Origin of the sequence: Paraburkholderia sp. SIMBA_027 (assembly GCF_046535315.1) — a bacterium.
Classification (GTDB): domain Bacteria; phylum Pseudomonadota; class Gammaproteobacteria; order Burkholderiales; family Burkholderiaceae; genus Paraburkholderia; species Paraburkholderia tropica.
This window is the reverse complement of sequence record NZ_JAWRWY010000015.1, coordinates 185,445-211,507: the sequence shown is the minus strand read 5'-3', so window position 1 is coordinate 211,507 and position 26,063 is coordinate 185,445. Positions and strand designations below refer to the sequence as shown.

The 26,063-nt window shown below is 66.5% G+C and carries 22 protein-coding genes and 1 riboswitch; of the genes, 8 read left to right on the top strand and 14 right to left on the bottom strand.

Features of this window, described 5'->3' with window-relative positions:
* Positions 1 to 85 precede the first annotated feature (85 nt).
* Positions 86 to 1,666, top strand: coding sequence for an MFS transporter (locus SB764_RS27400; protein WP_410865684.1), 1,581 nt, complete (start codon positions 86 to 88; stop codon positions 1,664 to 1,666).
* A 46-nt stretch (positions 1,667 to 1,712) separates the two neighbouring features.
* Here SB764_RS27400 and SB764_RS27395 read toward each other — a convergent pair whose 3' ends face one another.
* From SB764_RS27395 to SB764_RS27380, 4 genes are all read right to left on the bottom strand, one after another.
* Positions 1,713 to 2,900: a M20 aminoacylase family protein gene (locus tag SB764_RS27395; RefSeq protein ID WP_110327247.1), complete on the bottom strand. Its 1,188-nt coding sequence runs from the start codon at positions 2,898 to 2,900 to the stop codon at positions 1,713 to 1,715.
* 74 nt (positions 2,901 to 2,974) lie between these two features.
* A complete protein-coding gene (locus SB764_RS27390) occupies positions 2,975 to 4,312 on the bottom strand; it encodes a DUF3100 domain-containing protein (RefSeq protein WP_321870112.1) in 1,338 nt (445 codons plus the stop codon).
* 37 nt (positions 4,313 to 4,349) lie between these two features.
* Positions 4,350 to 5,858 carry an aldehyde dehydrogenase family protein gene (locus tag SB764_RS27385; RefSeq protein ID WP_074982008.1) on the bottom strand — a complete coding sequence of 503 codons (1,509 nt, stop codon included), beginning with the start codon at positions 5,856 to 5,858 and terminating at the stop codon, positions 4,350 to 4,352.
* Positions 5,859 to 5,922: 64 nt separating this feature from the next.
* Positions 5,923 to 6,804, bottom strand: coding sequence for an NAD(P)-dependent oxidoreductase (locus tag SB764_RS27380; RefSeq protein WP_183039932.1), 882 nt, complete (start codon positions 6,802 to 6,804; stop codon positions 5,923 to 5,925).
* 162 nt (positions 6,805 to 6,966) lie between these two features.
* Between SB764_RS27380 and SB764_RS27375 the strand changes: the two genes are divergently transcribed.
* Positions 6,967 to 7,875, top strand: a complete 909-nt coding sequence (locus tag SB764_RS27375; protein WP_065060855.1) for a LysR family transcriptional regulator — start codon at positions 6,967 to 6,969, stop codon at positions 7,873 to 7,875.
* 18 nt (positions 7,876 to 7,893) lie between these two features.
* Here SB764_RS27375 and SB764_RS27370 read toward each other — a convergent pair whose 3' ends face one another.
* Positions 7,894 to 9,099, bottom strand: coding sequence for a phytanoyl-CoA dioxygenase family protein (locus SB764_RS27370; RefSeq protein ID WP_410865681.1), 1,206 nt, complete (start codon positions 9,097 to 9,099; stop codon positions 7,894 to 7,896).
* 106 nt (positions 9,100 to 9,205) lie between these two features.
* Here SB764_RS27370 and SB764_RS27365 point away from each other — a divergent pair, with 106 nt between their 5' ends.
* Entirely contained in the window at positions 9,206 to 10,309 is a 1,104-nt protein-coding gene (locus SB764_RS27365; protein WP_410865679.1) for a LacI family DNA-binding transcriptional regulator, read from the top strand.
* Here SB764_RS27365 and SB764_RS27360 read toward each other — a convergent pair.
* The 7 genes from SB764_RS27360 to SB764_RS27330 all read right to left on the bottom strand — a co-directional run bounded on the left by SB764_RS27360 (position 10,291) and on the right by SB764_RS27330 (position 20,266).
* Positions 10,291 to 11,205: an ABC transporter ATP-binding protein gene (locus SB764_RS27360; RefSeq protein WP_065060857.1), complete on the bottom strand. Its 915-nt coding sequence runs from the start codon at positions 11,203 to 11,205 to the stop codon at positions 10,291 to 10,293. The two genes, SB764_RS27365 and SB764_RS27360, sit on opposite strands and share 19 nt — an antisense overlap.
* Positions 11,206 to 11,288: 83 nt before the next feature.
* Positions 11,289 to 12,260 carry an ABC transporter permease gene (locus SB764_RS27355; RefSeq protein ID WP_410865677.1) on the bottom strand — a complete coding sequence of 324 codons (972 nt, stop codon included), beginning with the start codon at positions 12,258 to 12,260 and terminating at the stop codon, positions 11,289 to 11,291.
* Positions 12,261 to 12,338: 78 nt separating this feature from the next.
* Positions 12,339 to 13,337, bottom strand: a complete 999-nt coding sequence (locus SB764_RS27350; protein ID WP_410865675.1) for an ABC transporter substrate-binding protein — start codon at positions 13,335 to 13,337, stop codon at positions 12,339 to 12,341.
* Between the two features lie 73 nt (positions 13,338 to 13,410).
* Positions 13,411 to 15,234 (bottom strand): allophanate hydrolase, encoded by a 1,824-nt coding sequence (gene atzF, locus SB764_RS27345; protein WP_410865673.1) that lies wholly within the window; start codon positions 15,232 to 15,234, stop codon positions 13,411 to 13,413.
* Positions 15,231 to 18,830, bottom strand: a complete 3,600-nt coding sequence (locus tag SB764_RS27340) for a 5-oxoprolinase/urea amidolyase family protein (protein WP_410865671.1) — start codon at positions 18,828 to 18,830, stop codon at positions 15,231 to 15,233. Before SB764_RS27340 ends, atzF begins: the two co-directional genes overlap by 4 nt.
* A complete protein-coding gene (locus tag SB764_RS27335; RefSeq protein ID WP_065060862.1) occupies positions 18,830 to 19,483 on the bottom strand; it encodes an urea amidolyase associated protein UAAP2 in 654 nt (217 codons plus the stop codon). Before SB764_RS27335 ends, SB764_RS27340 begins: the two co-directional genes overlap by 1 nt.
* A 9-nt stretch (positions 19,484 to 19,492) precedes the next feature.
* Positions 19,493 to 20,266, bottom strand: a complete 774-nt coding sequence (locus SB764_RS27330; RefSeq protein ID WP_410865669.1) for an urea amidolyase associated protein UAAP1 — start codon at positions 20,264 to 20,266, stop codon at positions 19,493 to 19,495.
* A 56-nt stretch (positions 20,267 to 20,322) separates the two neighbouring features.
* Positions 20,323 to 20,462: riboswitch (guanidine-I (ykkC/yxkD leader) on the bottom strand.
* Here SB764_RS27330 and SB764_RS27325 point away from each other — a divergent pair.
* Entirely contained in the window at positions 20,462 to 20,731 is a 270-nt protein-coding gene (locus tag SB764_RS27325; protein WP_156773774.1) for a hypothetical protein, read from the top strand. It overlaps the preceding riboswitch by 1 nt.
* Before the next feature lie 295 nt (positions 20,732 to 21,026).
* The gene (locus SB764_RS27320) at positions 21,027 to 21,428 is read left to right on the top strand and encodes a hypothetical protein (protein WP_065060863.1); all 402 of its coding nucleotides are present in this window, start codon (positions 21,027 to 21,029) and stop codon (positions 21,426 to 21,428) included.
* 45 nt (positions 21,429 to 21,473) lie between these two features.
* Here the strand turns inward: SB764_RS27320 and SB764_RS27315 are convergent, their stop codons facing one another.
* Positions 21,474 to 21,686: a DUF1059 domain-containing protein gene (locus SB764_RS27315; protein WP_065060864.1), complete on the bottom strand. Its 213-nt coding sequence runs from the start codon at positions 21,684 to 21,686 to the stop codon at positions 21,474 to 21,476.
* 457 nt (positions 21,687 to 22,143) lie between these two features.
* Between SB764_RS27315 and SB764_RS27310 the strand changes: the two genes are divergently transcribed.
* Entirely contained in the window at positions 22,144 to 23,538 is a 1,395-nt protein-coding gene (locus SB764_RS27310; RefSeq protein WP_065060865.1) for an FAD-binding oxidoreductase, read from the top strand.
* A gap of 64 nt (positions 23,539 to 23,602) precedes the next feature.
* Complete coding sequence (locus SB764_RS27305) at positions 23,603 to 23,896, top strand: GYD domain-containing protein (RefSeq protein ID WP_065060866.1); 294 nt, start codon at positions 23,603 to 23,605, stop codon at positions 23,894 to 23,896.
* Positions 23,897 to 23,906: 10 nt separating this feature from the next.
* Here SB764_RS27305 and SB764_RS27300 read toward each other — a convergent pair whose 3' ends face one another.
* Positions 23,907 to 25,154, bottom strand: a complete 1,248-nt coding sequence (locus SB764_RS27300; protein WP_410865666.1) for a hypothetical protein — start codon at positions 25,152 to 25,154, stop codon at positions 23,907 to 23,909.
* Positions 25,155 to 25,403: 249 nt separating this feature from the next.
* On the opposite strand from SB764_RS27300, the gene SB764_RS27295 reads away from it, so the two are divergent.
* Positions 25,404 to 26,060, top strand: coding sequence for a helix-turn-helix domain-containing protein (locus SB764_RS27295; protein WP_065060868.1), 657 nt, complete (start codon positions 25,404 to 25,406; stop codon positions 26,058 to 26,060).
* The last annotated feature ends 3 nt before the right edge of the window (positions 26,061 to 26,063 follow it).

Genomic DNA, 26,063 nt, shown 5'->3' with positions numbered 1-26,063 from the left:
TTTGCGGAACGGCACCTTATTTTTCGCCGATTGAATCCGAATTATCGTGACTCGCTCCAGCATTCAAGCACTCAGGAGGAGCGTGATGCAACCTTCCCACCCCGGCGACCCGGCGCGACGCCTCGTCGTGCTCGGCGCCGTCTGTATCGCGGCGCTCGCCATGCCGCTCGCATTTTCGGGCGGCGCGGTCGCCACGCCCGCCATCGGGCGCGATCTGGGCGGCAGCGCCGTCGCCATGAACTGGATCACCAACGCGTTCATGCTCGCCTTCGGCAGCCTGCTGATGGCGGCGGGCACGCTCGCCGACCGCTACGGACGCAAGCGCGTCTTCGCCTGGGGCGTGGCGGGCTTTACGCTCAGTTCGCTCGCGCTCGGCTTCGCGCCGTCGATCGTCGTCGTCGATCTGTTGCGCGGCGCGCAGGGCATGGCGGCCGCCGCGGCGCTCGCGGGCGGCACCGCCGCGCTCGCACAGGAATTCGACGGCCACGCCCGCACGCGCGCCTTCAGCACGCTCGGCGCGACCTTCGGCATCGGGCTCGCGTTCGGACCGGTGATCGCAGGCGGTTTGATCGCGCAGTTCGGCTGGCGCGCGATCTTCGCGATGGGCGCCGTGGCGGGCGCGCTGTCGCTCGTCTTCGGCGTGCCGCGCATGCGCGAGTCGCGCGATCCGCACGCGCGCCAACTCGACCTCGCAGGCACGCTCACGTTCACCGCCGCGCTCACGGCCTTCACCTGCGGCGTGATCGAAGCGCCCACGCGCGGCTGGACCTCCGCACCCGTGCTCGCGCTGCTCGCGGCCTGCGCCGTGTGCGCGCTCGCGTTCGTGGCGGTGGAAACGCGCGTCGCACGGCCCATGCTCGATCTCTCGCTGTTTCGCTATCCGCGTTTCGTCGGCGTGCAGGTGCTGCCGATTGCGACCTGCTACGGCTACATCGTGCTGCTGGTGATGCTGCCGCTGCGCTTCATCGGCATCGACGGCGTAAGCGAAACGCACGCGGGCCTGCTGATGCTGGCCTTGTCGGCGCCGATGCTCGTCATGCCCTTCATCGCCGCGGCGCTCACGCGCTGGCTCTCGGCGGGCGTGATTTCGGGTATCGGCTTGACGATCGCGGCCGCCGGTCTGCTCGCGCTCGGCGCCACGCTGCACGACGTGGGCGACGCGACGTCCGCGAGCGCAGGCTGGGCGACCTGGGCGATGATCGCGCTTGGCGTGGGCGCGGGATTGCCGTGGGGATTGATGGACGGTTTGTCGGTGAGCGTGGTGCCGAAGTCGCGCGCGGGCATGGCGACCGGCATTTTCAGCACGACGCGCGTGGCGGGCGAAGGCATCGCGCTCGCGGTCGTGAACGCGCTGCTCGCGGCGCTCGCGCAAGGGCATCTGCACGCGCTGACAACGCATGCCGATACGGCGACGCTCAACGCCGCAGCCGCGCGCCTTGCCACCGGCGATCTCGCGAACGCGAGCGCGCTGTTGCCGGGCGTCGCGCACGCGGCGCTGCAAGCGAGCTATCGCACGGCGTTCGGCGTGCTGTTGCAGGTGCTCGCGGGCATCACGCTGGTCTGCGCGCTCGCGGCGTTCGCGTTCCTCGCGCGCGTGCGCGCCCAGGACGAATGGCGCGACGCGCAAGCCTGCGAAGTCGGCGAAATCAGGACGAGCGCGCCGTGAGGATGCGCGGCGCGCGCGGCGAATGTCGAGCGTCGAACGCCGAATCTCAGCCGAGGAAACGCTCGACGAGCTTCACGAAGTAACTCGCGCCGACCGGCAGCAGCGCATCGTTGAAGTCGTAGCTCGCGTTATGCAGCAGACACGGACCCGCGCCATGCCCCACCGCGCGATGATCGCCGCTGCCGTTGCCGATGAACGCATAGCAGCCCGGCTTCGCGCGCAGCATGAACGAGAAGTCTTCGGCGGCCATCGTCGGTTCGGCGGTGGCGTTCACGTGCTCGTCGCCGACCAGGTTGCGCATCACCTCGACCGCCAGCGCGGTCTGCGCGGGATCGTTGATCGTCGCCGGATACTGGCGCTCGAAATCGACCTCGCTCTCGCAGTCGAACGCCGACGCCGTCGCCGCCACCACCGCCTTCATGCGGCGCTCGATCAGATCGAGCGTTTCGTCGGAGAACGTGCGCACGGTGCCGCCCAGCCACGCGTCGGTCGGCACCACGTTGAGCGCCTCGCCCGCGTGAATCTGCGTGACGGAGAGCACCGCGCCGTCGATCGGATTGCGGTTGCGCGTGACGATGCCCTGCAGCGCGCTCAGCACCTGCCCCGCCGCGAACACCGGATCGCGGCCCAGATGCGGCATGGCCGCGTGACAGCCCGCGCCGCGCAGCGTGATGCGAAAGAGGCTCGTCGAAGCCATCAGCGCGCCCGGACGCACCGCGAAATCGCCCTCCGGAATGCCCGGCCAGTTGTGCAGGCCAAACACGGCATCGCACGGAAAACGCTCGAACAGACCGTCGTCGATCATCGCGCGCGCGCCGCCGCCCGCTTCCTCGGCGGGCTGGAAAATCACGTTGACGGTGCCGTCGAACGCGCCGTGTGCGGCCAGGTGTTGCGCCGCGCCGAGCAGCATCGCCGTGTGGCCGTCGTGGCCGCACGCGTGCATCGCGCCCGCCACGGTCGAACGATGCGCGAAGGTGTTGGCCTCCTGCACCGGCAGCGCGTCCATGTCGGCGCGCAGACCGATGGCGCGCGTGCTCGACCCGCGCGTGAGCGTGCCGACCACGCCCGTCTTGCCGACTTCGCGCGTGACCGCGAAGCCCCATTGTTCGAGCCGCCCGGCCACCAGCGCGGCGGTGCGCTGCACGTCGTAGCCAATCTCGGGATGAGCGTGAATATCGCGGCGGATCGCCTGCAACGCGCCGGCGTTCGCCTGAATGGAATCGATCAGTTTCATGCGGAGGAAAGCGGAAGAAAGCGCCGCGCGCCCGTCGCCGCACGAAGGCGGTACGGGCGCGCAGGCGCGTGAAATCAGATGTGGAAGAGCTGGGCGACGAGCGTCGCGCCAATGAACGTACCCGCGTTGGCGACGAACGACACCAGCACGATGCGCCAGCCGAGGCGGCGGAACGCCGGAATGTCCTTCGCGATCGAGAGGCCCGCGAAGGCCAGCATCGGCGTGGTCACGCCAAGGAAATCGTTGTGCGCGCTGAGGGCCGAAATCTGCGTGCCCCACGGGCACCACGGCGAAGTCAGGAACATCGCCACCACCGAGACCCAGCAGACGGCCGGAATCTTGCTGCCGGTCACGCGCGCGAGCGCGTCGCCGACGATGGTCGCGCCCACCATGATCGCGATGCCGGGCAGCCCGACCAGCGGCGTGGTGCCGTGCGCCATCCAGTCGCACACGAGCGCCATCGCGGCGGTCACGACCCACGCGAGCAGCTTGCCGCCGTAGCCGAGCGACGGCGCTTCGGTCTGCACGTCGCCGAGCGACGGACGCGCGCTCGCGTCGTCCTGGGTCGACGCCTTCGTCGTGCGGCCGATCAGCGGTTCGAGCACGCGATAACCCCAGACCGCGAGCGGCAGCGAGATGAACAGCGTGAAATACGTGCCGATGGTGGTCGTGATCAGGTTGCTGGCCGCCGCGAACGCGAGCACCGACTTCGCGGTTTCGGCGTCCTGCTGCGCGGCGATCGCGCCCGACGCGGCCGCCATCATGCTGCCCGAGCCGACGCCCGAACCCATCGCCATCGCGAGCGGATCGAAGATGCCGAGGCTCGCGACGAAGCCCGCGAAGATCGCGATGAACACCGCGCCGAACACGGTGCCGGTCAGGTATTCGGCCAGCACGCCGCGCCCTTCGGCGGAATCCATGCCGTACTTCTCGCCGATGATCGCGAGGCTCGGCTCGCGGCCCACCGAGAAGGTCGCGCCGATCGCTTCGCGCTTGATGCCGAGCAGCAGCGCGAGCGGCAAGCCCAGCAAAATCGTGCCGACGAAGTGCCCGAACTCCTGGAACGCGAGCGCCCAGCCCGCCGCCGCGAGCTTCGGCAATGCGCTGCCGACCATCAGCCCGAGCTTCGAGACGAACAGCAGCAGCGCCGGTTGCAGAATGGCCGCCGCGAGAAACTGATTCGACGTGTCGAGACGCGCCGCGCTTTTCCAGCGCTCGCTCGCGAGGCCGAGCGCCGCGCCCAGCAGCAGCGCCCAGATCATCGGCAGCAGCACGACCTTGCCGGGCCCGATCTTGAACGTGAACGACCCGATTGCTTCCGCGATCAGCAGAATGCCCGCCGCGTACAGCATGACCTTGGCCGTGCCGCTGCCGCCGGCCTGCTGCCGTTCGATCCCCATGGTGTGCTCCATCTCAGTCTCCTTCGTCCAGGCCGCGCGTGCGCCCGTGTTACAGATAGCCGAATGCGGTCGGCGGCGCTTCCGCCGTCTCGACCCACACGCTCTTGGTCTGCGTGTACTCGTACAGCGCCTCGACGCCGCTCGAACGGCCATAGCCGCTCAGGCCGTAGCCGCCGAACGGCGACGCCACGTTGATGGTCTTGTAGCCGTTCACCCAGAACGTGCCCGCGTTGACCTGCGCGGCGACGCGATGCGCGCGCGCCACGTCGGTCGTCCAGGCCGCGCCCGCGAGGCCGAAGTCGGTGTCGTTGGCAATCGCCACGGCTTCTTCTTCGGTGTCGAACGGAATCGCCGCGACCACCGGCCCGAAGATCTCGGTGCGCGCCACGTCCATGTCGTTCGTCACGCCCGCGAGCACAGTCGGCGCGACGAAATAGCCGCCGTCGCCGCGCTCGGCCGAACCGGCCGCGAGCGTCGCGCCGTCCGCCACGCCGCGCGCGATCATCGACATCACGTGATCGTATTGCTTGCGATTGTTGATCGGCCCGACTTCGGTCGCGTCGTCGAGCGGCGCGCCCACGCGAATCTGCTTCGCGCCCGAGGCCACCATCGCCACGAATTCGTCGTACACGGCGCGCTGCACCAGCAGACGCGACCCGGCGACGCAGCTCTGGCCCGCGCCCGCGAAAATCGCGGCCTGGGCGGTCAGCGCCGCGCGCTTGAGGTCGGCATCCGCGAACACGATATTCGCCGATTTGCCGCCCAGTTCGAGCACGCACGGCACCACGCGGCGCGCGGCCGCTTCGGCGATGCGCGCGCCGGTCGCGGGCGAGCCGACGAACACGACCTTGCTGACCGTGCGATGCGCGATGGCCGCCTGGCCGACCGTGTGACCGAAACCGGCCAGCACGTTCACGAGACCGCGCGGCAGACCGGCCTGCTCGGCGATGCGTGCGAGCGCGAGCGACGTGAACGGCGTCAGTTCCGAAGGCTTGAGCAGCACGCCGTTGCCCATCGCGACGGCGGGCGCGACCTGCCAGCCGCAGGTGAACACCGGCGCGTTCCAGGGCGTGATCTGCAGCACCACGCCGGCCGGTTCGCGGCGCGTGTAATTGAGGTGCGAAGTGGGCACCGGAATCACGCTGCCGTAGAACTTGTCGGTCCAGCCCGCGTAGTACTCGAACATCTCCGAGACCTTGGCGACTTCGCCGCGGCAATCGCGGATCGGCTTGCCCGAGCCCAGCGATTCCAGCCGCGCCATCGGTTCGACCTGGGCGCGGATCGCGCGCGCGACGTCGTTCATCACGCGACCGCGCGCCATGTGCGTGAGCGCCCACCATTCGCGTTGCGCGCGACGCGCGCTCGATGCGGCGTGATCGACGAGCGCCGCACCCGCGTCGCGGTAGGTGAGCGAGGCGAGGCCGGTGGCCGCGTCGTAAAGCTGAACCGGTTCGCCCTGGCCTTCGACCAGTTCTCCGTCGATATACGAACCGAGCGTCTTCGCGCCCGGGAAGAAGTGCGCGAACGCGGCGAGCAAGAGGTCTGCGTGCTGGGTCATGTCCGTGATTCCGTGCTGATTACGTGCTGATGAGTGGGTGCGTGATGGCGAAAAGCGGCGGCGCTCAGTCCTGAGCCACCGTTTCGACGAACTCGACGATGCGGTTGAAATCCTCCGCGTCGCCAATCGACGCCGCGCTTTCGGCCCACAGACGGCCCGCTTCGCGCGCGACCGGCGCGTGGCTGTCCATCTTGTCGAGCAGCGCCATCGCGAGGCGCACGTCCTTGCGCATCAGCTTCATCGTGAAGCCGGAGTCGAACGCGCCATTGAAGATCCACGTCGGGTAGTTCGTGAGCGTCGCGCTGTTGCGGCCCGAGCCGCCGTTGAGCGCATCGACGAGCTTCTCGGGATCGACGCCCGCCGCGCGCGCCGTGCGCACCGCTTCGCTCGCGACCAGCAGATGCACGCCGGTCAGCAGATTGTTGAGCAGCTTGGTGACGTGACCCGCGCCGACCGGCCCGACGTGCACGCGTTTCGCGCTGATGGTTTCGAGGATCGGCGTGACGGCTGCGATATGCGCGTCCGCGCCGCCGAGCACCATCGTCATGGTCGCGGTAGCCGCGCCCTTCGGGCCGCCGCTCACGGGAGCGTCGATGAAGCCGATGCCGCGCTCCGCCAGCTCCGCGGCCACGCGGCGCGTGCTGTCCGGATCGGCGGTGGTGGTGTCGATCACGATCGTGCCGGGGCGCGCATTCGCGAGCACGCCGTGTTCGCCGAGCACCACTTGCTCGACGATCGCCGAGGTCGGCAGCGAGAGCAACAGCACGTCGGCGTCGCGGGCGATCTCGGCGATCGACTCGCGCGCGCTCACCACGCCCTGCTCCGCCAGCGCGGCGGCCACGCCCGGCGCCGCGTCGAAGCCCAGCACGTTAAAACCGCCGCGTTGCAGCGAGCCGGCCATGCCGCGCCCCATATTGCCCAGACCAATCACGCCTACCGTTTTCATGCGCGTCTCCAGAAAAACCCTTGGTTCGGCCGGCGGCAAAGCCCCGCCGGCGCTCGATTGACCTCATGTTCGGCGACGCGAGCCGTATAATCAATCTCATCCAATATTGGTTTTGTTCTAATTTTTAGAACACTCGCCCGATCCTTTACCCCGAGCACGACGATGAGCGATACCCTGACCGACAGCCGGATCGTCTATTTTTACGAGGCCGTGCGCTGCGGCACGATCCGCGCGGCCGCCGACTGGCTGGACGTGGCGCCGTCCGCCGTGAGCCGCCAGATCGGCCTGCTGGAGCAGGAACTGGACGCTGCGCTGATCGAGCGCCACGCGCGCGGCGTCACGCCCACCGAGGCCGGGCGCTGCGTGATCGAATATTTCCGCGAGCAGCTCGCGCACCGCGACGACCTGCTCTCGCGGCTCGAAGAATTGCGCGGCATGAAAACGGGGCAAGTGAACGTGGTGCTGGGCGAAGGCTTCGTCTCCGACCTGCTCGCCGGACCGATGCAGCAGTTCTGCCGCCAGTTTCCGGGCATCCGCGTGAATCTGGACGTGGGCGGCACCAATGACGTGATCCGCAAGATTTCGAACGACGAAGGCGAAATCGGCCTCGTCTACAATCCGCCCGCCGAGCCCAAGCTCGTCTCGCGCGCCTCGAAGCGCCAGCCGATGATGGCGATCGTCGGGCCGGACTTTCCGCGCCGCACGCACAAGGTGCTCACGGTGCAGCAGATTGCGGCGTATCCGCTGGCCGCCACGCATCCGTCCTATGGCACGCGGCAAATGCTCGAAGCCGTCGAATACGCGGAACGCGTCAAGCTCGCGCCCACGGTCACAACCAATTCGTTCGCGATCCTGAAGGAATTCGTGCGCTCGGGTTTGGGCGTCGCGGTGATGCCGTCATTCGCCGTGGCCGCCGAATTGCAGGCGAAGGAACTGTTCGCGATCGACATCGCGCATCCGATTCTGGAGAACGCCGAAGCGCATATGGTCACGCGCGTGGGCCGCAAACTCTCGGTCGCCGCCAACAAGATGCTGCAATTGATGACTTCGCAGATGCGGGCGTTTCGTTGAGGCGTTAATGTCCCGCGGTTAATCTTCCACCATGCCGCGCTTCGCATCGTAAGCGCGCAACGCGTCACGAAGCACGGCGTCGGTCCAGTTTTCCTTGAGTGCCTGACGCACGATAGCTTGCTGGCTCGGCGGCGCGAGTCCGCCCAACGGCGGGTCGCGGTCGAGATCGGTGGGAAACGGATAGCCCTCGGCGCACGACGCGATCACCGCTGCGATTTCCGCCGCCGACCACGCGCCGCTCGCTCGCGCCTCGCGCAACACGGGAAACACCGCTTCGCTCATGCGTCGCCGGTTCACCGTTTCCATCGCGCGCCCGAACGGCGACGACACCTGCAACAGATTGGCCATGCGCTGCACGTCGGCGGTGCGATTCGCGCCCGCCGCGTGAAAAAGCGCCGGGTTGAAAAACAGCGCGTCGCCTTTCGCAAGCGGCAACTGCACGCAATGCGCCTCGAAATACGCGCGAAAATCCTCCCGCCGCCACGCGACATAACCGGGCGCGTAACGTTGCGAATGCGGCAGCAGCCTGGTCGGCCCGCTTTCGACCGGCATGTCGCTGTGCGCCACCGCGCCCTGCAACGTGAGATACGCCGATACGCGATGCACGTGCGCCGGATAACGCTGCGCCTCCTCCACGCTCAAAAAACCGAGGTGATAGTCGCGATGCGCGCGCTGCGCTTCGCCGCCCGGACGCACGACGTTGACCTGCGACGTCATCTGATAACCCGGCCCGAGCCACGCTTCGGAAGCCGCCGCGAGCATCGGATTGGCGAAATAGCGCACAAATACTTCGGGCGCGCGCACGCAGAGTTTCTCCTGCGCATTCCAGATGCGGTCGTTCGCGCCCGCCTTCGCGAAGTGATCGCCCGCACCAATGCCTTGCGTGCGCTCGCTCGCGATGATCGCCTCGAACACGGCGGTCGCGGCATCGACGGGCGCGGGATCGACATACGCGCCGCGCAACACGAACACGCCCGCGCCTGCGTCGAGCACCTGCGCCCACTCGGCCAGCAACGCGGCGCGGCGCGCTGGATCGGCGAGACTGGCCGCCAGCGCCGCGCAATCGTAGAGCAGAATCTTCTGCTGAATCTCGCTCGTGAAACGGGGGACGTGTGCCGGCTGTTCGATCAGCGCGGCGAATTCCTCCAGCGAGCACGCCTGCTCCGTGTAGGCGTGCGCCGTTTGCACCGCCTGCGCGGCCATTTCGATGCCTCGGTGATTCATCGCGTCTCCTGCGGCTTTTATCGTGATGAAACCCAGCATAGCGGCTCGCGGCGGCGCTGGGCTATCATGAATCCATCAAAAAACCATCAAGACCGAGGTGAGGTTCGTGGCGCACCGTTTTCTGGTCAAGGAGATCGCGCTTCAGGCCGGCGTTGGCCCGGCCACCGTCGATCGCGTGCTCAACGGCCGCGCGCATGTGCGCGACCATACGCGGCGGCGCGTCGAGCAGGCCATACGCGAGCTGGAAGATCAGCAATTGCAGATGGCGCGCACGGGCCGCAAGCTCGTCGTCGATGTGGTGGTCGAAGCGCCCGCGCGTTTCGCGAACGAGATCCGCGACGCGCTCGACGCCGAATTGCCCGGCCTGCATCCCGCCGTGTTCCGGCCGCGCCTCGATCTGCGCGAGACCATCGGCACCGAGGAAGTCGTGGCCACGCTCGCGGCGATTGCGCGGCGCGGCAGTCACGGCGTGCTGCTCAAGGCGCGCGACGTGCCCGCCATTGCGGCCGCCATCGGCGAGCTGCAACAGCGCGGCATTCCGGTCATTACGCTCTTCACCGATCTGCCCGATTCGGGCCGCGTGGCCTATGCGGGTCTGGACAATCGCGTGGCGGGCGCGACGGCGGCGTATCTGATCGGGCAATGGACGCGCGCACAGCGGGGCCGCGTGCTCGTCACGATGAGCGACGAGCGCTTTCGCGGCGAGGAAGAACGCGAAATCGGCTTTCGCCACGCGCTGGAGGCGCGCTATCCGCATCTGGAGATCGTCGATGCGAGCGGCGGCCACGGACTCGACGCGCCCACCGAAGCGCGCGTGCACGCGGCGCTTGCGCAGCATGGCGAAATCGCCGCGGTCTATTCGATGGGCGGCGGCAATCCCGCGATCCTGCGCGCGCTCGCGCAGCGGCAACCGAAACGACAACCGGAGCGGAAACAACATCCGGTCTGCTTCATCGGCCACGATCTCGACCGCGACAACGTGCGTCTGCTGCGCGATGGCCAGATTCACGCCGTTCTGCATCATGAATTACGGCAGGATCTGCGCGCGGCCTGCCATCACGTCATGGCGTTTCACAAGCTGCTGCCGGCTTCGGCTGTGTCGACGTCTTCGTCGGTCGTGGTCGTGACGCCGGAGAATATTCCGGCGTCGGTCATGGCGCGGCTCGGTTATTCGACCGCTTATTCAAACGCTTATTCCACCGAGTCGTGAATATCGGTGAGACGGATCATGTGCGGCTTCACGCTTGCGTCGTCGTCGGATTCGGCTTGCGCGGGCGGATGAATCAGCGCGTCGAGCCGCGCGCGCGTCGCGAGAAATTCCGGCGACGTGAACTGCGCATAGCTGCGCGGACGCGGCACCGGCACCTCGATCAGCTCCTGCACTTCGCCTGGATTCGCCTTGAGCACCAGAATGCGATCGGCGAGAAAAATCGCTTCGTCCAGATCGTGCGTGATAAAGAAAATCGTGATGTCGACATTGCGCCAGATATCGAGCAGATGCGCCTGCATCTTCGCGCGCGTCTGCGCATCGAGCGCACCGAACGGCTCGTCCATCAGCAGGATGCCGGGCCGGTTCGCGAGCGCCCGCGCAATCGCCACGCGCTGCTTCATGCCGCCGGAAAGCTGGTGCGGATACGCATTGGCGAACTTCTCCAGCCCCACGAGATCGAGCCATTGCAACGCTTCGCGCTCCGCCTGCGCCGCGCCCTGACCATTCATACGGAGTCCGAACATCACGTTCTTCTTCACGGTCAGCCAGGGAAACAGCGTGTAGCCCTGAAACACCATGCCGCGATCGGCGCCCGGTCCGCGAACGGCCTTGCCGTTCACGCGCACTTCGCCCGAGGTCTGCGTTTCGAGACCCGCGAGCATACGGATCAGCGTGGACTTGCCGCAACCCGACGGCCCGATCACGCAGACGAATTCGCGCCTGTGCGTGGTGAAGCTGACGTTGGACAGCGCGGTGTGCTCGCCTTGCGGCGTCGAAAAACGCTTGGTGAGATTGCGCACTTCGAGAATCGGCTCGCGTGCCTTCAGGCGCGCGAAACGCTCGCGCACGGCCTCGGATTGCAGGAGATAGTCGGGAACGGGCTGCGGATTGAACATGGCGGCGTCCTGTGATGTGAAAACGCGATGCGTGCGCGAACGGTGTGCGGTGCTGTGAGCCTGGAAACTGTCAGCCTGGAAAATCAGGCCTTCAGCGTGCGGTCCCACGGAAACAGCTTGCGTCCGAGGAACGCGAGCACGATGTCGGTGCCAAGCCCGATGATGCCGATCATCATGATCGCGGCATAGACGTTGTCGAAATGCTGGTAACGCGCCTGCTGCGTGATGTACCACGTGATGCCCGAACTCGTGCCCACGAGTTCCGCCACGATCAGATAAGTCCACGCCCAGCCGAGCAGAATGCGTTGATCGCGATACAGGTCCGGCAAAATGCCCGGCACCACCACATGCGTGAGCAGTTTCAGACGCGACGTGCCGAGCGTCATGGCCGCTTCGAGCAGGCCGAATTCGAGCTTGCGCGTGGTGTTCGCAATGATCAGCACCTGCTGGAACAGCGTGCCGATCACGATAATGGCGATCTTCGGCGCATCGTAAATGCCGAGCACGGCCACCATCAGCGCGCCGAATGCGGGCGCGGGCAAATAGCGGAAGAACTCGAAGAACGGTTCCTGCAAGCGCGCGAGCACGCTATACGTGCCGCACACGATGCCGACCGGCACGCCGATCAGCGAAGAGACGAGAAAGCCCCAGAAAATAATCTGGATGCTGTGCCACAAACTCTGATGCAGCCACACGCCGTCCGCCGAAGCGGGTGGCGTCGTGAACGCGGTATAGAACGCACGCAGCACTTCATGCGGCGCGGGCAGATACACGGGATTGGCGGGCACGCCCGTCGGCAGCGCTGTGTGCGCTTCGCGCGCGTGCGTCAGTTCATCGGCGAAAATTGCCTTGTCGACCCGCATACCCGGCTGAAAATAATCGACGCTGCCGGGCTGCGTAATCAACATCTGCGGATGCCAGACGAAAGGCGCGTAACTCACCACGCACCACACCAGCAGCGGCAGCACAAACGAGCCGAGTCCCAACATCCATTTGCCGCGCGGCGTCAGCTCGCGGCGCACTGCAAACACTCCGGTCTGGCTGATCTCTGCCATGAATCTCTCCTGCTGGTGGGGCGGGTTGTCACGCGCCAATACGCTTGCGCTCTTATTTCAAGCGCTTATTTCAGCCGCTTATTTCAGGCTGCTCGTGAGCGACGGATCGACGTAGGCGCTCACGTCCTGTGGCGCCTTGTAGACCTGATACTTCACGTTGAACGCATCGGCTGCGCGGCTCGAACCGTACAGCGACTTGAAGCCATCGGCGTTCACGTAAGCCTGTTGCGCTTCGGGCAGCGTGAGCAGCTTCGTGCCCTTGAGCAGCGGCAGATATTGCGCGGGCGTGAGGCCCACGCGCGCCGACATGATCTTCACGGCGTCGCCCTGCGTGGCCGGATCTTCGATGTAATGCACCACGCGATACCAGACCTTCGCGAGCTTCGCGTAGTCGGCCTTGTGCGCGGCGAGGCTCACCGGATTCACCGCCAGCACGTCGTAGATCAGGCCCGGTTCGTCGGCGGACGTGAACACCGGACGCGCGCCCGGCACCGCGCGCTGCGCTTCGCCCGCGTTCGGCTGCCAGGCCGCGATCGCCGCCACATCCGACGATGCGAGCACCTGCGGCGTCTCGGTCGTCTTCGCATTCACGAGCGTCACATCGCTCTCCTTCATGCCCGCGCGTTGCAGCGCGTCGAGCAGCAGCAGGTGATCGACCACGCCGAATTCCACGCCGATCTTCTTGCCCTTGAGGTCCTGAATCTTGCGCGCGGGCGGCTTCGCGATGACCATGTCGTTGCCGTTCGAATAATCGGTGATGAGCGCCATCACGTTCTTCGCGCCGTTCGCGCCCATCGTGAGCGCGTCGCCGTTGGTCACGAGCACCGCGTCGAGCTTGTTGGCCGCGAATGCATCCATCGACGCGGCGTAGTCGAACCAGTCGAACTTGACGTCGAGGCCCGCTTCCTTGAGCCAGCCCTTGTCGATCGCGACCTGCCAGGCGACCCAGCCCGGCCAGTCGCTATAGCCGATGCGCAGCGGCGCGGCGTTCGCGGCTTGCGCGCCGGCGGCGAAAAGGCCCGCCGCGAGCGCGAGCCCCGACGCGATGCATGCGAACGTGAAGTGCTTGGTCTTCATTGCGGTTCTCCAGGTGTGAAAGTGCAGCGTGGGTTCGGTTGATGATGTCGTTGTCGGTGGAAACGAAGCGGGTTCAGGCCAGTTGCGCCGCGCTGCGTCGATACGCGCGCCAGCCGCCAAACGCGCTGATATCCTCCGCGCCGTCGAGCGCGAGGCTCTCGCACAAAAAGCCCTGTACGAAGGCGCCATCTGCGAGTTCGAGCGTGCCGATGCCGAGCGGCGACGGGATCAGCGCGACGAACGAACCGTAGTGCTCGACGGGCATCTCCCAGACTTCGACTTCGATTGCGTGGCCGTCTTGCGCCACGCGCACGAGGCCTGGCTTTTCGATGCCTTGTGAAGCGGCTTTCGGCAACGCATAAAGGCGATAGTGTTTCGATGTCGTGGTCGCGGCAACGAGCTTCGCGGCGCGCGACGTCAACTGTGCGTTCAACGGTTCGCCACTCAGATGCGCGCCGACCACGGCCACGCGCACCGTTGCAGGCGCGGCCGACGTCACCGTGGCATTCGACGCCGCTTCGCCCAGCCACGTACGCGCGATATCGAGCAGCTTCGCGTCTTCGTGCGCGCGTCCGACGAAGGTGATGCCGAACGGTTTGCCCGCGTGCGCGCCGCTTTCGCACCGGCCCGCCGGCACCGCCAGCGCGGAGAGATCGAGCAGATTCACGAAATTCGTGTAATAGCCGAAGCGCGCATTCACGCCGATCGGATCGGCTTCGAGTTCCGCGACCGTGGAGGTGGTCGGCGAAGTCGGCGTGACGATGGCGTCGATCTCGGGCCACACGCGTTCGGCCTGCATCCGCAGCGCGGCGAGCGTGTCTTGCGCGGCGAATGCATCGGCGGCGCTCCAGCGTGCCGCGCCGCCGATGATCGCGCGCGTGACCGGATGCAGCGACTCGGGATGCGCTTCGTAAAACGGACGAATCGCGGCAAGGCGCTCGGCGACGAACGGCCCTTCGTAAAGCAGCCGCGCCGTCGCGAGAAACGGCTCGAAGTCGATCTCGACGAGTTGCGCGCCCGCTGCACGCAGCGCGTCGAGCGCGGCGTCGAAGGCCTGCGCGTACGACGCATCGCCATAGAATTCGCGTTGCGACGCACGCGGCACGCCAAGGCGCAAGCCCTTAAACGCGGCGTGCGCGCCCGGATCGCCCTGCCACGCGCGCGCATACGGATCGTTCTGCGCCACGCCATGCGCGCTTGCGAACACGCGCTGCGCGTCGTCCGCCGTATGCGCGAAGATCGACACGCAATCGAGCGATCGGCACGCGGGCACCACGCCCAGCGTGCTCAGCACGCCCTTGGTCGGCTTGAGCCCGACGAGACCATGAAACGCCGCCGGCACGCGGCCCGAACCGGCCGTGTCGGTGCCCAGCGAGAACGCGGCGAGGCCCATCGCCACCGAGACCGCCGAGCCCGAACTCGATCCGCCCGACGCATACTCGGGATCAAGCGCGTTGCGGCACGCGCCATACGGCGAGCGCTGCCCCGACAAGCCCGTGGCGAACTGATCGAGATTGGTCTTGCCGACCGGAATCGCGCCCGCCGCAATCAAACGCTCGACCACGGGTGCGCTTTTCTCCGGCAAGTAAGCGTAATCGGGACATCCCGCCGTGGTCGGCACGCCCGCGAGATCGATGTTGTCCTTGATCGCGAACGGGATGCCGTAGAGCGGCAGCGTGGCCGGGTCCCGGCTCGCGAGCGCATCGGCGTAACGCATCATCTCGTCGCGCGTGAGGGCGCGAATCCAGATGCGATGCGGATCGTCGCCCGCCGTGTGCGCCGCGATGCGCTCGACGAGTTGCGCGGGCGTGAGGCTGCCGTCGAGATAACGCGCGCGCAACGCGGCGATCGTCATCGGCTGACCGGCGGCGTCCGGTGTCGTGGAAAGCAGATTCATTGGCATGCGGCCTCCTCGCCGCTCGGGCTCGTCGTCGTGCTGTCGGTTGTCGTTGCGCTCACGCGGATCGCCATCAAACGCTGACCCGCCGTCACGGCGTCGCCTTCCTGGCAGGCGAGCGCTTCGATCACGCCGCTCGCGGGCGCGGCGACCGTCACTTCCATCTTCATCGATTCGAGGATCGCCACGTCCTGGCCTTCCTCCACGACGTCGCCTTGCGCGACCAGCAGCTTCCACACGCTGCCCGATACGTCCGCGCCAATCGCGCGGCAATCGTCGTCGAGTTCGGTTTGCGACTGCGCATTCGCGCCGCCTTCCGCGCCCGGTTCGCCCACGTATTCGGCCTGGCCCGCCTCGCGCCAGCGCTCACGTTCCGCTTCGAACGCCGCTTGTTGCGTGGCCTTGAACGCGGCAATCGACGCGGCTTCATCGCGCAGAAAACGCTCGTATTCGCCGAGGTCGAACACCGACTCCTCGATGTGCAGACTGCGCCGCCCCGCGATGAATTCGCTGCGCCACTGCGCGAGTTCGCTCTCGCTCACTTCGTAAAAGCGGATCTCGTCGAAGAAACGCAGCAGCCACGGTTTGCCCGCCTCGAATTCCTTCGTGGTGCGATAGCGATTCCACATCTGCACCGTGCGGCCGACGAACTGATAACCGCCGGGGCCTTCCATGCCGTACACGCACAGATACGCGCCGCCGATGCCGACCGCGTTTTCGGGCGTCCACGTACGCGCCGGGTTGTACTTCGTGGTGACGAGCCGATGACGCGGATCCACGGGCGTGGCGACCGGCGCGCCGAGATAGACGTCGCCGAGACCGAGCACGAGATAGCGCGCGTCGAACAAAATGCGCTTCACGTCGTCGATGCTGTTCAGCCCGTTGATGCGACGAATGAACTCGATATTGCTCGGGCACCACGGCGCATCGGGCCGCACGCTCTGCATATAGCGCTCGATGGCCACGCGCGTCGACGGGTCGTCCCACGAGAGCGGCAGATGCACGACGCGGTTCGGCACGCGCATTGCATCGACGGCGGGCAATTGCGTTTCCGCATGCTTGAGATGGTCGAGCAGCGCGTCGAGCGAGAGCGTGCCCGGATCGATATGCACCTGGAGCGAACGAATCCCCGGCGTGAGATCGACGATGCCGGGCAGGCGATGCTCAGCGAGCCAGTTCATCAGCGCGTGCACGCGAAAACGCAGCTTGAGGTCGAGCACGGGCGGCCCGTATTCGATCAGCAGATTGCGATCGCCCGAGCGGCGATAGACGACGTCGACTCCGCTTTCGCCGGTGCTTTCGCTGCGATGAAGCACACACTCGTGCGTCGCGTTCTCCTTCGCGGGCACGAAGCGCACCGTATCGCCGGGACGCAACTGGCCGAGCTTCCACAACTCGTCGCCGACCACCGTCACGGGACATACGAAGCCGCCGAGACTCGGGCCATCGGGACCGAGAATCACCGGCATGTCGCCCGTGAAATCGACCGCGCCGATCGCATAGGCGTTGTCGTGAATATTCGACGGATGCAGGCCCGCTTCGCCGCCGTCCGTGCGCGCCCATTGCGGCTTCGGCCCGATCAGGCGCACGCCCGTGCGGCTGGAGTTGTAATGCACAGTCCAGCGCGCGTCGTAGAGCATCGCGATGTCGTCGGGCGTGAGGAAATCGGGCGCGCCGTGCGGGCCGTCGAGCACCGCGAGTGCCCATTCGTGCGTGAGCGCGGGCACGTCGCCGGGCGGCAGCGTCGCGCCCGCCTCGCCCTTGCCCGCGCCCGGCGCGAGATGCAGCACATCGCCCTTGCGCAATGCGCGGCCCGCGTGGCCGCCGAACTGCCCGAGCGTAAACGTCGCCTTGCTGCCGAGATAATCGGGCACCTGCAGGCCGCCGCGCACCGCGAGGCACGCGCGCACGCCCGCGCCCGTCACGCCGCCAAGCTTGAGCACGCTGCCGGCGCGCGCGCGCACGACTTGCCAGAACGCCACGGGCGCGCCGTCGAGCGACGCCGCGAGCGGCGCGCCGCCGAGCACGAACAGCGTCTCGCAGTTAAAGCGCAGCGTGGCGCCGACCATCGTGAATTCGAGGCCCGCCGCGTCGGCCGCGTTGCCGAGCAAAGCGTTCGCGAGCGTGAACGAGCGGTCGTCCATCGGGCCCGAGGGCGGCACGCCCACGTCCCAGTAGCCCAGGCGTCCCGGTGTCTGCTGCACGGTCGTCTGCACGCCGCCGTCGAGCACGTCGACGGTGTGCGGCGCGAACACGAAGCGGCCGAGAAAAGCCGTGGTCTGCTCGCCCGCCGCAAAGGTCGCCGATCCGACCACGGCGCGCAGATAGTCGAGATTGGTTTCGATGCCGTAGAGCTGCGTGCGGTCGAGCGCGTTCGCGAGCGTGGCGAGCGCCGCTTCGCGCGTATCGCCGCTGGCGATGAGTTTGGCGATCAGCGGATCGTAGAACGCGCTGACTTCCGTGCCCGCATCGACCCAGGTGTCCACGCGCACGTCGTCGGGAAAACTCACGTGCGTGAGCAGCCCCGAACTCGGCTGAAACTGGCGATTCGGATCTTCGGCGTAGATCCGCACCTGCACACTCGCGCCGCGCGGACCTCCGCTCAGCGACTGCGCGAGCGCGTCGAGCGGCGCGAGCGTGCCCTCCGCCTGACGAATCATCCACTCGACGAGATCCACGCCGTAGACCTGCTCGGTCACGCCGTGCTCCACCTGCAGTCGCGTATTCACTTCGAGGAAATAAAACGCGCGCGCGTGCGCGTCGAACACGAACTCCACCGTGCCCGCATTCGCGTACTGCACGGCGCGCGCGAGACGCACGGCGGTTTCATGCAGCGTGGTGCGCTCCGCCTCGCTCAAACCCGGCGCGGGCGTTTCCTCGATCACTTTCTGATTGCGGCGCTGCACCGAGCAGTCGCGTTCGCCGAGCGCGATCACGTCGCCCTTGCCATCGCCGAAAATCTGCACTTCGATATGGCGCGCGTGCTCGACGAATTTTTCGAGGTACACGCCCGCGTTCGCGAAGTTGCTCTGGCCGAGCCGCGCGACCGAGGCGAAGGCCGCTTCGAGTTGCGCGGCGTCGCGGCACAGCGACATGCCGATACCGCCGCCGCCCGCCGTGCTCTTGAGCATGACCGGATAGCCGAGCGAAGCCGCCGCATCGAGCGCGGCCTGGACGTCGGCCAGCAAGCCGGTGCCGGGCAGCAGCGCCACGCCATTCGCTTCGGCGATCTCGCGCGCCGTGTGCTTCAGGCCGAACGCCGTCATCTGCTCCGCGCGCGGGCCAATGAACGCAATGCCCGCGGCTTCGCAATCGCGCGCGAACGCGGCATTTTCCGAAAGAAATCCATAACCGGGATGCACGGCCTGTGCGCCGGTCTTGCGCGCCGCGTCGAGAATGGCCGCCGCGTTCAGATAGCTCTGCGCGACCGGCGCGGGCCCGATGCAGACCGCTTCGTCGGCGAGCATGACGTGCATCGCGTGACGATCCGCTTCCGAATACACCGCCACCGACGCGATGCCGAGCCGCTTGAGCGTGCGGATCACGCGGCACGCAATCTCGCCGCGATTGGCGATGAGGATCTTGTCGAACGCCATCACGCCTCCCACACGAGCAGGCGCACCGGCGTCGGGTTATAGCCGTTGCACGGATTGTTCAGTTGCGGACAGTTCGAAATCAGCACGGTCACGTCTTCTTCGGCGCGCACTTCCACGTATTTGCCGGGCGCGGAAATGCCGTCTTCGAACGTGAGTTTGCCGAGCGGCGTGACCGGCACGTTCATGAAGAAGTTGATGTTGCTGACGAGATCGCGCTTGCCCAGTTGCGAAGCCGCGCCGCACGAGCAATGCGCGAGCGCGTTCAGATAACTGTCGCGACAGCTGTGCATGTGGCGCTTGTCGAGCGCGTAACGCACGGTGTTGCTCTCGGCCGCGCACGCGCCGCCGAGCGTGTCGTGACGCCCGCAGGTGTCGGCGACGATGGTGAGCATCGGGCGGCCGAGATTCGACATCAGCACGCTGCCCGCGCTCAGATACAGATTGCCCTGCGTGCGAATGGTGTCCTGCGCGCTATAACGTTCGGCGGGATCGTCGCTGCGATAGAACAGCGTGTCGACGGCCTGATTGCCTTCGAGATCGACGATACGCAGCGTCTCGCCGCGCTTGATGTCGTAGAGCCACGGCTCGCCCGCGGGCAGCGTGAAGTCGTAACGGGCGGTGCGCGCGTCGAGCGCGCTTTCGATGATCGGCATGGCGGCTCCTCAGGCGAACAGGCGGTCGGTGTTGGTGAAAGCGCGGCCGTTTTCGGCGCACGCGTTGCGGCACGGATCGTCGGCGGGCGCGGAGGACTCCGCGGGATAGGCGCGCCATGCAATCAGCTTCACCGGTTTCGGCGTGTACTCGCGTTGCGGATCGAGCGGATGCGGCGCCGTGGAAAACGCCGCCAGCGTGTTCATCTCGAAGCGCAGATCGAGCGCAGCGCCCGCGCGCGAATGGCCGCTCACATAGCTGAGCGCGCCGTCGTCGCCCACGGCGACCTTGCTGAAGAAGTTCACGTTCGCCGCAAGATCGCGCGGCCCGAGGCCGTACTTCGCGAGTTCGAGCACGAGGCTGTCGCGGCCATTGCGGATCATCTCGTCGCGATGCGCCTGATAGCGGCGCTCGCCGTATTTGCGCGCGAACAGCGCCGCGTCGCCGACACCGCCGAGCGGATCGTGCCAGCCCAGCGTATCGCCCGTAATCGAGGCGACGACGCGGCCCATGTCGGTATGCAGTGCGTGGCCGCGCGTGAGGTGGGCCGTGTGCTGCGCCTTCAGCGTGTCGGCCATGTTGTAGCGTTCGAGCGGATCTTCCTGGCGATGAAACACGGCGGCGAGATTCGCGCCGCCTTCGATATCGACGATCCGCAGCGCGAGGCCGCGACGCAGAATGCCGGACCAGTGCGTGCCCGCGGGAATCACGGCTTCCCAAAGCGGCGCGGCGACCGGCGCGAGGTCGTTGAAATCGTCGAGTTCAGTGAGGAGGCTGGACGGCATGGAGGCTCCGGGTGGCGAAGGGAATAAGCGTGAGAGGGCGACCGAACGACATCGCGACCTCCCGGGCTTTTATCCCTCCGTGGAGCCTCATCGCCGCCTTGCGTGCAAGGTGGGAGACGAGACCGGATTGCTCTCGGACCAGGCATCGGCACACTCCACAAACTGCGCGCCGACCGGAACCCTAGCGATCCTAAGATGATGCAAATTGCTTCGCACCTCTCGCAGGCTGATGTAGCGAGATCCGTGCCAATGTTCTTGGCGTGGCGTGAAGTGCCTTATGCGGCGGCGCTTTTCAGGCGATTCGATCCGCGTGAAAACGCGTTGGGCGAATGGCGCGTTGCACCGCGAAGCGGCGCTCGCTTGCCCCAACATGGTGATCGGCGCGACGCCGATTTGCGCGCGGCACATTTTCTGTGCGGACGTTTTCTTTCTCTCCGCACGTTCAATGCGTTGATACGCGCATGACAAGGACGCTGCGCGATTGGCATGGCTGTTGCTCGCAGCACAGCGTTCAATCCGAATCATCCACGGGAATCCGCATGAGCCGAGCAACGCGATTTCGACAATTTCTCTACGCGCTCTTCGCGGCGCGCTTCATTGAGTTGCAACGCGCCGACGCGCGGCGTTAAATCCCATTTCTTCACGCGCGCGTTATTCAATCTGTTTTGCAGCTAGCGTTTCCCCGCACCGGACGCCTCGCGCGCGCGGTGTACGATGCGAATGAGCCGCATGTGCTGCGGCCTCGTTCGGGGAACGCGCCATGAAAGTGTCGTGGCAACGCCGCATCACCTTGTTCGTCCAGCGTTTCTGGCAGCCGACCAGCGCGTGCATGACCTGCATGCCGGGCAGTTGGGCCAACGTCATGAGCCTCGCGCATTGGGCGATCGCCTTCAAGACCGGTCTGCTCACCGGCGTGCTGGCGCTGCTGCTTACCTTCACGCCGGCGGCCAGACTCTTCGCGAATCGATATGGCAACGCGCTGCTGGTCGGTTGCCTGACCACGATCGGCGACGCGTATTCGCACACGAGCCACTACCGCATTCCTGTTCTGGAGCACCTCGTCACGGGCGCGATCTCGGGGCTGTTCGCGCTCGCCGCATCGTATCTGTTCGAGGACCGCGCGCGCCGCATCCGCACGGTCTGGGTGCGTATCTTCGGATGATTCGATTCGCCCGGGTTCGATCAGATTGAATGCCATGCCCCGCGCTCACGCCGCACGCGGCGATGCAACGGGCGGCGAGCCGTCATGGAACAGACCCGCGAGTTGCGTGCGCAATTCCGGCGAATCGGCATGATGGTGAACAGTGACCGCATGCTGCACGGCGGCTTCGAGCAGTTCCTGATCGGAATCCGCCGAGATGGCCACCGAGCAGTGCATTTCGCTGGGAAATTCCCGGCAATCTATATACTTGCGAGTCATGGCACGACTCCTCGTTAATCAATTAACTCCAGTCCGATGCATGCCTGCACAACGCTGCGGTCATGCGACAAAATTATAGGTTCTCAGCATTCCAGTTGCTAAAATAAGCAGAAGACGACGCTGCGCACGCACTTAAAAACAAGCGCAGCGTGCGTTATCAAACGGACGCTTTACATTATTAGTCAGGTTATCTAATCAATCAGGCGGCGTGTCCGGCTACCTGAATTCAATCCGGCTGCGTTCACAAAACGCGCCCCGGCCGGACTGCGCGGCCTCGCCTCCTTCGTGCGCCTGCTGCCTTCCCGAAAGCACGGCATTTCCGGCTTTCCCCACGGGACGCACGCTGCGTCCCACTCAAGACTCCTTCCGCATGCTTCGCCACGCGCCGCCGCTCGCACGCATTCGCCACGCCCGTCGCGCCATGCGGATTCGCGAACTGCCGAATGAGAGGTGTGCAATGTCCAGCTTGTCGAGCGATTCCATCGAAACATTCAAACGCGCGCTGCGCGGTCAGGTGCTGCAACCGGACGACGCGGGCTACGACGCAGCCCGCCAGCTCTGGAACGCGATGATCGACCGGCGTCCCGCCTTGATCGTGCGCTGCCAGGGTTGCGCCGACGTGCGCCAGGCCGTCGCGTTCGCGCGCGAGTCCGGGCTCGCGCTCGCCGTGCGCGGCGGCGCACACAACATCGCGGGTAGCGCGATGTGCGACGACGGCCTCGTGATCGACCTGTCGGCGATGAAATCGGTGCGCGTCGAGCCGGCCACGCGCCGCGCGTTTGTCGAGCCCGGCGCGACGCTCGCCGACTTCGACCACGAAGCGCAGGCCTTCGGCCTCGCCACGCCGCTCGGCATCAACTCCACCACGGGCGTGGCCGGACTCACGCTGGGCGGCGGCTTCGGCTGGCTGAGCCGTCGCTTCGGCATGACGGTCGACAATCTCGTGGCCGCCGACGTGGTGACCGCCGACGGCAATCTGCTGCGCGCGAGCGCCACCGAGCACCCCGACCTCTTCTGGGCGATTCGCGGCGGCGGCGGCAATTTCGGCGTGGTGACGATGTTCGAATTCGCGCTGCACGCCGTGGGACCGGAAGTCTATGGCGGACTGGTGGTGCTGCCCATCGCCGCCGCAAAGGAAGCGCTGCAACGCTACCGCGAAGCCGCCGTGGCGATGCCTCGCGATCTCACCGTCTGGAGCGTGCTGCGCTTCGCGCCGCCGCTGCCCTTCCTGCCCGAGGACGTGCACGGCAAGCCCGTGATCGTGTTCGCCATCTGCTATTCGGGGCCGCCCGAGAACGCGGCGGCGGCCGTCGAACCGGTCCGGCAATTCGGCACCGCGTGCGGCGAACATCTCGGGCCGATGCCCTATACGGCGTGGCAGCAGGCCTTCGATCCACTGCTGACACCCGGCGCGCGCAATTACTGGAAGTCGCACAATCTCGCGCAATTGCCGGACGGCCTCATCGATACGCTCACCGCCGCCATCGACACGCTGCCTTCGCCGCAGTGCGAAATCTTTTTCGGCCAGATCGGCGGCGCCACCACGAGCGTGCCGCCGGACGCCACCGCGTATCCGAATCGCGACGCGCTCTTTGTGATGAACGTGCACGGCCGCTGGACCGAACCCGACGACGACGCCCGCTGCATCGGCTGGGCGCGCGACTTCTTCGAAGCTTCGGCGCCGTATGCGCTCGGCAGCGTCTACGTGAACTTCCTCACCGACGACGAACGCGCGCGCGTGAGCGACGCCTACGGGCCGAACATGGAACGGCTGATCGCCGTGAAGACGCGCTACGACCCGCACAACCTCTTCAACCGCAATCAGAACATCGCGCCTGCCGCCAACACCTGATGTGCGGATCGTTATCCACGTTCGCCGGGTTCGAACACACCTGGCAATCCTCAGGAGAATCGTCATGCTGACTTATGTGGTGCTCGCGCAATTCACCGATCAAGGCATCCGCACGGTCAAGAACAGTGCGCAGCGCGCCGGTCAGGCCGCCGAACTGGCCCGCACGTTCAAGTGCGAAATGAAGCAGATCTACTGGACGCTCGGCCAGTACGATCTGGTCACGATCGTGGAAGCCGAAGACGAAGCGGGCTTCATGGCGTTCGGTCTCGCGCTCGGCTCGGCGGGGAACATCCGCACGCAAACGTTGCGCGCGTTCGACAAGGACGCCTTCGGCGCGATGCTCGGCAAGCTCGGTTGAGCCGGGACGCTCAGTGATGACTCCATACCGGCAGTTCGCGCGGCATCATGCCGGCGTCCTGCTGATCGCGCTCCGATGAGGCGTTCTCATAGCGCGCGCTGCGCTCGTTCGCGGCGCGCGCGAGCCACCACCTGGCCTCGCGGCTCGATGCGTCGATCGCCAGCGCGCGCGCCGCGTCGTGACGCACGCAGCCCCACTGGCCTGCGCGCCCGCAGCGATGCGCGTAGGCGAGCAAGGTGTCGCGATCCTGCTCGCGGGTCGTCAGTTCGGCGCGCATGCGCTGGGCGGCGTCGTTGTCGGGCTGCGCGGCCAGCGCGCGGGAGAGCGCGGCGTGCGCCGCCGCGAGGCGGTTCTGGTCGAGGTACGCGCGGGCGCTGGCGAGATTGGCGGTCACGTCGGACCGCGCGCCCGCTGCCGATTTCGACGCCGACGACGTCCGCGCACCGGTGGCGGCCGCGGAGGTCGACGTGATCGGCGGCTTGCTGCCGGACCGCGGCGCAGGCACCGCTGTGGCAGCCGTGGCGGTGGCTGCGGCCACAGCCGGCTGTGCGCCGGAACGCGCGTCGGCGGGCGGCGACCGACCGATTACCGCGCCCTCGGCCACCTGCGCCGCGGAAGCCCGCGCGCCGTCGTCGCCGCGATGGCCGATCAGAAACGCCGCCAGCACCGCGAGCGCCGTCAGGCTCGCGCACGCCACGAGCGGCACGCGCTTGCGACGCGCGAAATCGGCTTCATCGTGTGATTCGTATTCAAACGTCCGGATCGGTGTTTCGACGCCCGGCATGCGGGCGGGCGCGACGCGCGCGCCCGGCTGCCGTGTCGGCGATAGTGCGGTCGACGCGGCCACGCCAAGCGGTGCAAGCGCGCCCGTCGAACCCATTGTCACCGACGACAACGTTTGCGCGCCGCCTTTGCGCGTCTGCACAACCGGCGCAGCCAGTCTATTCACGCCGCATCGCGGGCAGAAAATCAATGGCGCGTGAAAGGCGGCGCCGCAGCGCTCGCACTGCTCGCCTTGCTGAACGGCGGTGTCGCTTCGACCAGGTTCGCTGAACATGGGAAGTACTAAACGATGGAAGGAAGATCGTCGAAAATCGCCTGAACGCCCGTCGCCATAAGGGGCCGCCTCAATATGGGCCACTTCGTGGGCAAGATCAATCGGAGGATTCCGCCAGCGTGGCGGATACAGACAGGCCGCTGGCGCGAGAAGCCGGGCGTGCAGGCACAGAGAAGCGCGCGTGGCCGCAATGCCGGACAAACCCACTCGGGTATTTAGAGGCAAAGTCTCAAAAAACAGACGCTGATAAGCCGCAAACCCCGTCGCTACGAATGCGCGTCATTTTGCCGCCCGCGACCCATCAGTCCCTGGTGTGACAATGCTCGAAACGAACCAAGGAGTCATCCGATGCTGTCACCCGCCGCGGTATCCGACATCGTTGTACGTCGTATCGGACGTACCCCTACGGCACCCGCCGTTTCGGCATCCGCACGATGCTCGGGATGTGCGATGCGCCACCTTTGCGTGCCCCAAGGCATGGCATCGGACGACATGCCCAAACTCGAAGCGGTCATCTGCAGCGCGCGCCGTGTGCGCCGCGGCGAGTCGCTCTACCGTTCGGGCGAACGTTTCGACAATCTCTACGCCGTGCGCTCCGGCTCGCTCAAGACCACCATCGTCCACCGCGACGGCCGCGAGCAGATCACCGGCCTGCGCCTCGCGGGCGAAGCGCTCGGTCTCGACGGCATCGCCACCGACGTGCATGCGTTCAGCGCGGTGGCGCTCGAAGACAGCTCGATCTGCATCATTCCCTACGACGCACTCAAGACGCTGTGCCGCGAAGTCGGCACGATGCAGGATCGCATGAACCGCCTGATGGGCGATCAGTTCAACCGCGAAGCCTCGCAGATGATGGTGCTCGGTTCGCTCTCCGCCGAGGAGCGCGTGGCGGCTTTCCTGCTCGACGTGTCCGATCGCAACGCGCAGCGCGGCTACTCGCACGCCGAATTCCATCTGCGCATGTCGCGCGAAGATATGGGCAGCTATCTCGGCATCACGCTCGAAACGGTGAGCCGGATTCTGTCTCGTTTCCAGAAGCGCGGTCTGATCGAAACGCAGGGCAAGTTCATTCGTATCGACGACCTCGAAGGTCTGCGCGCGCTTTAAGCT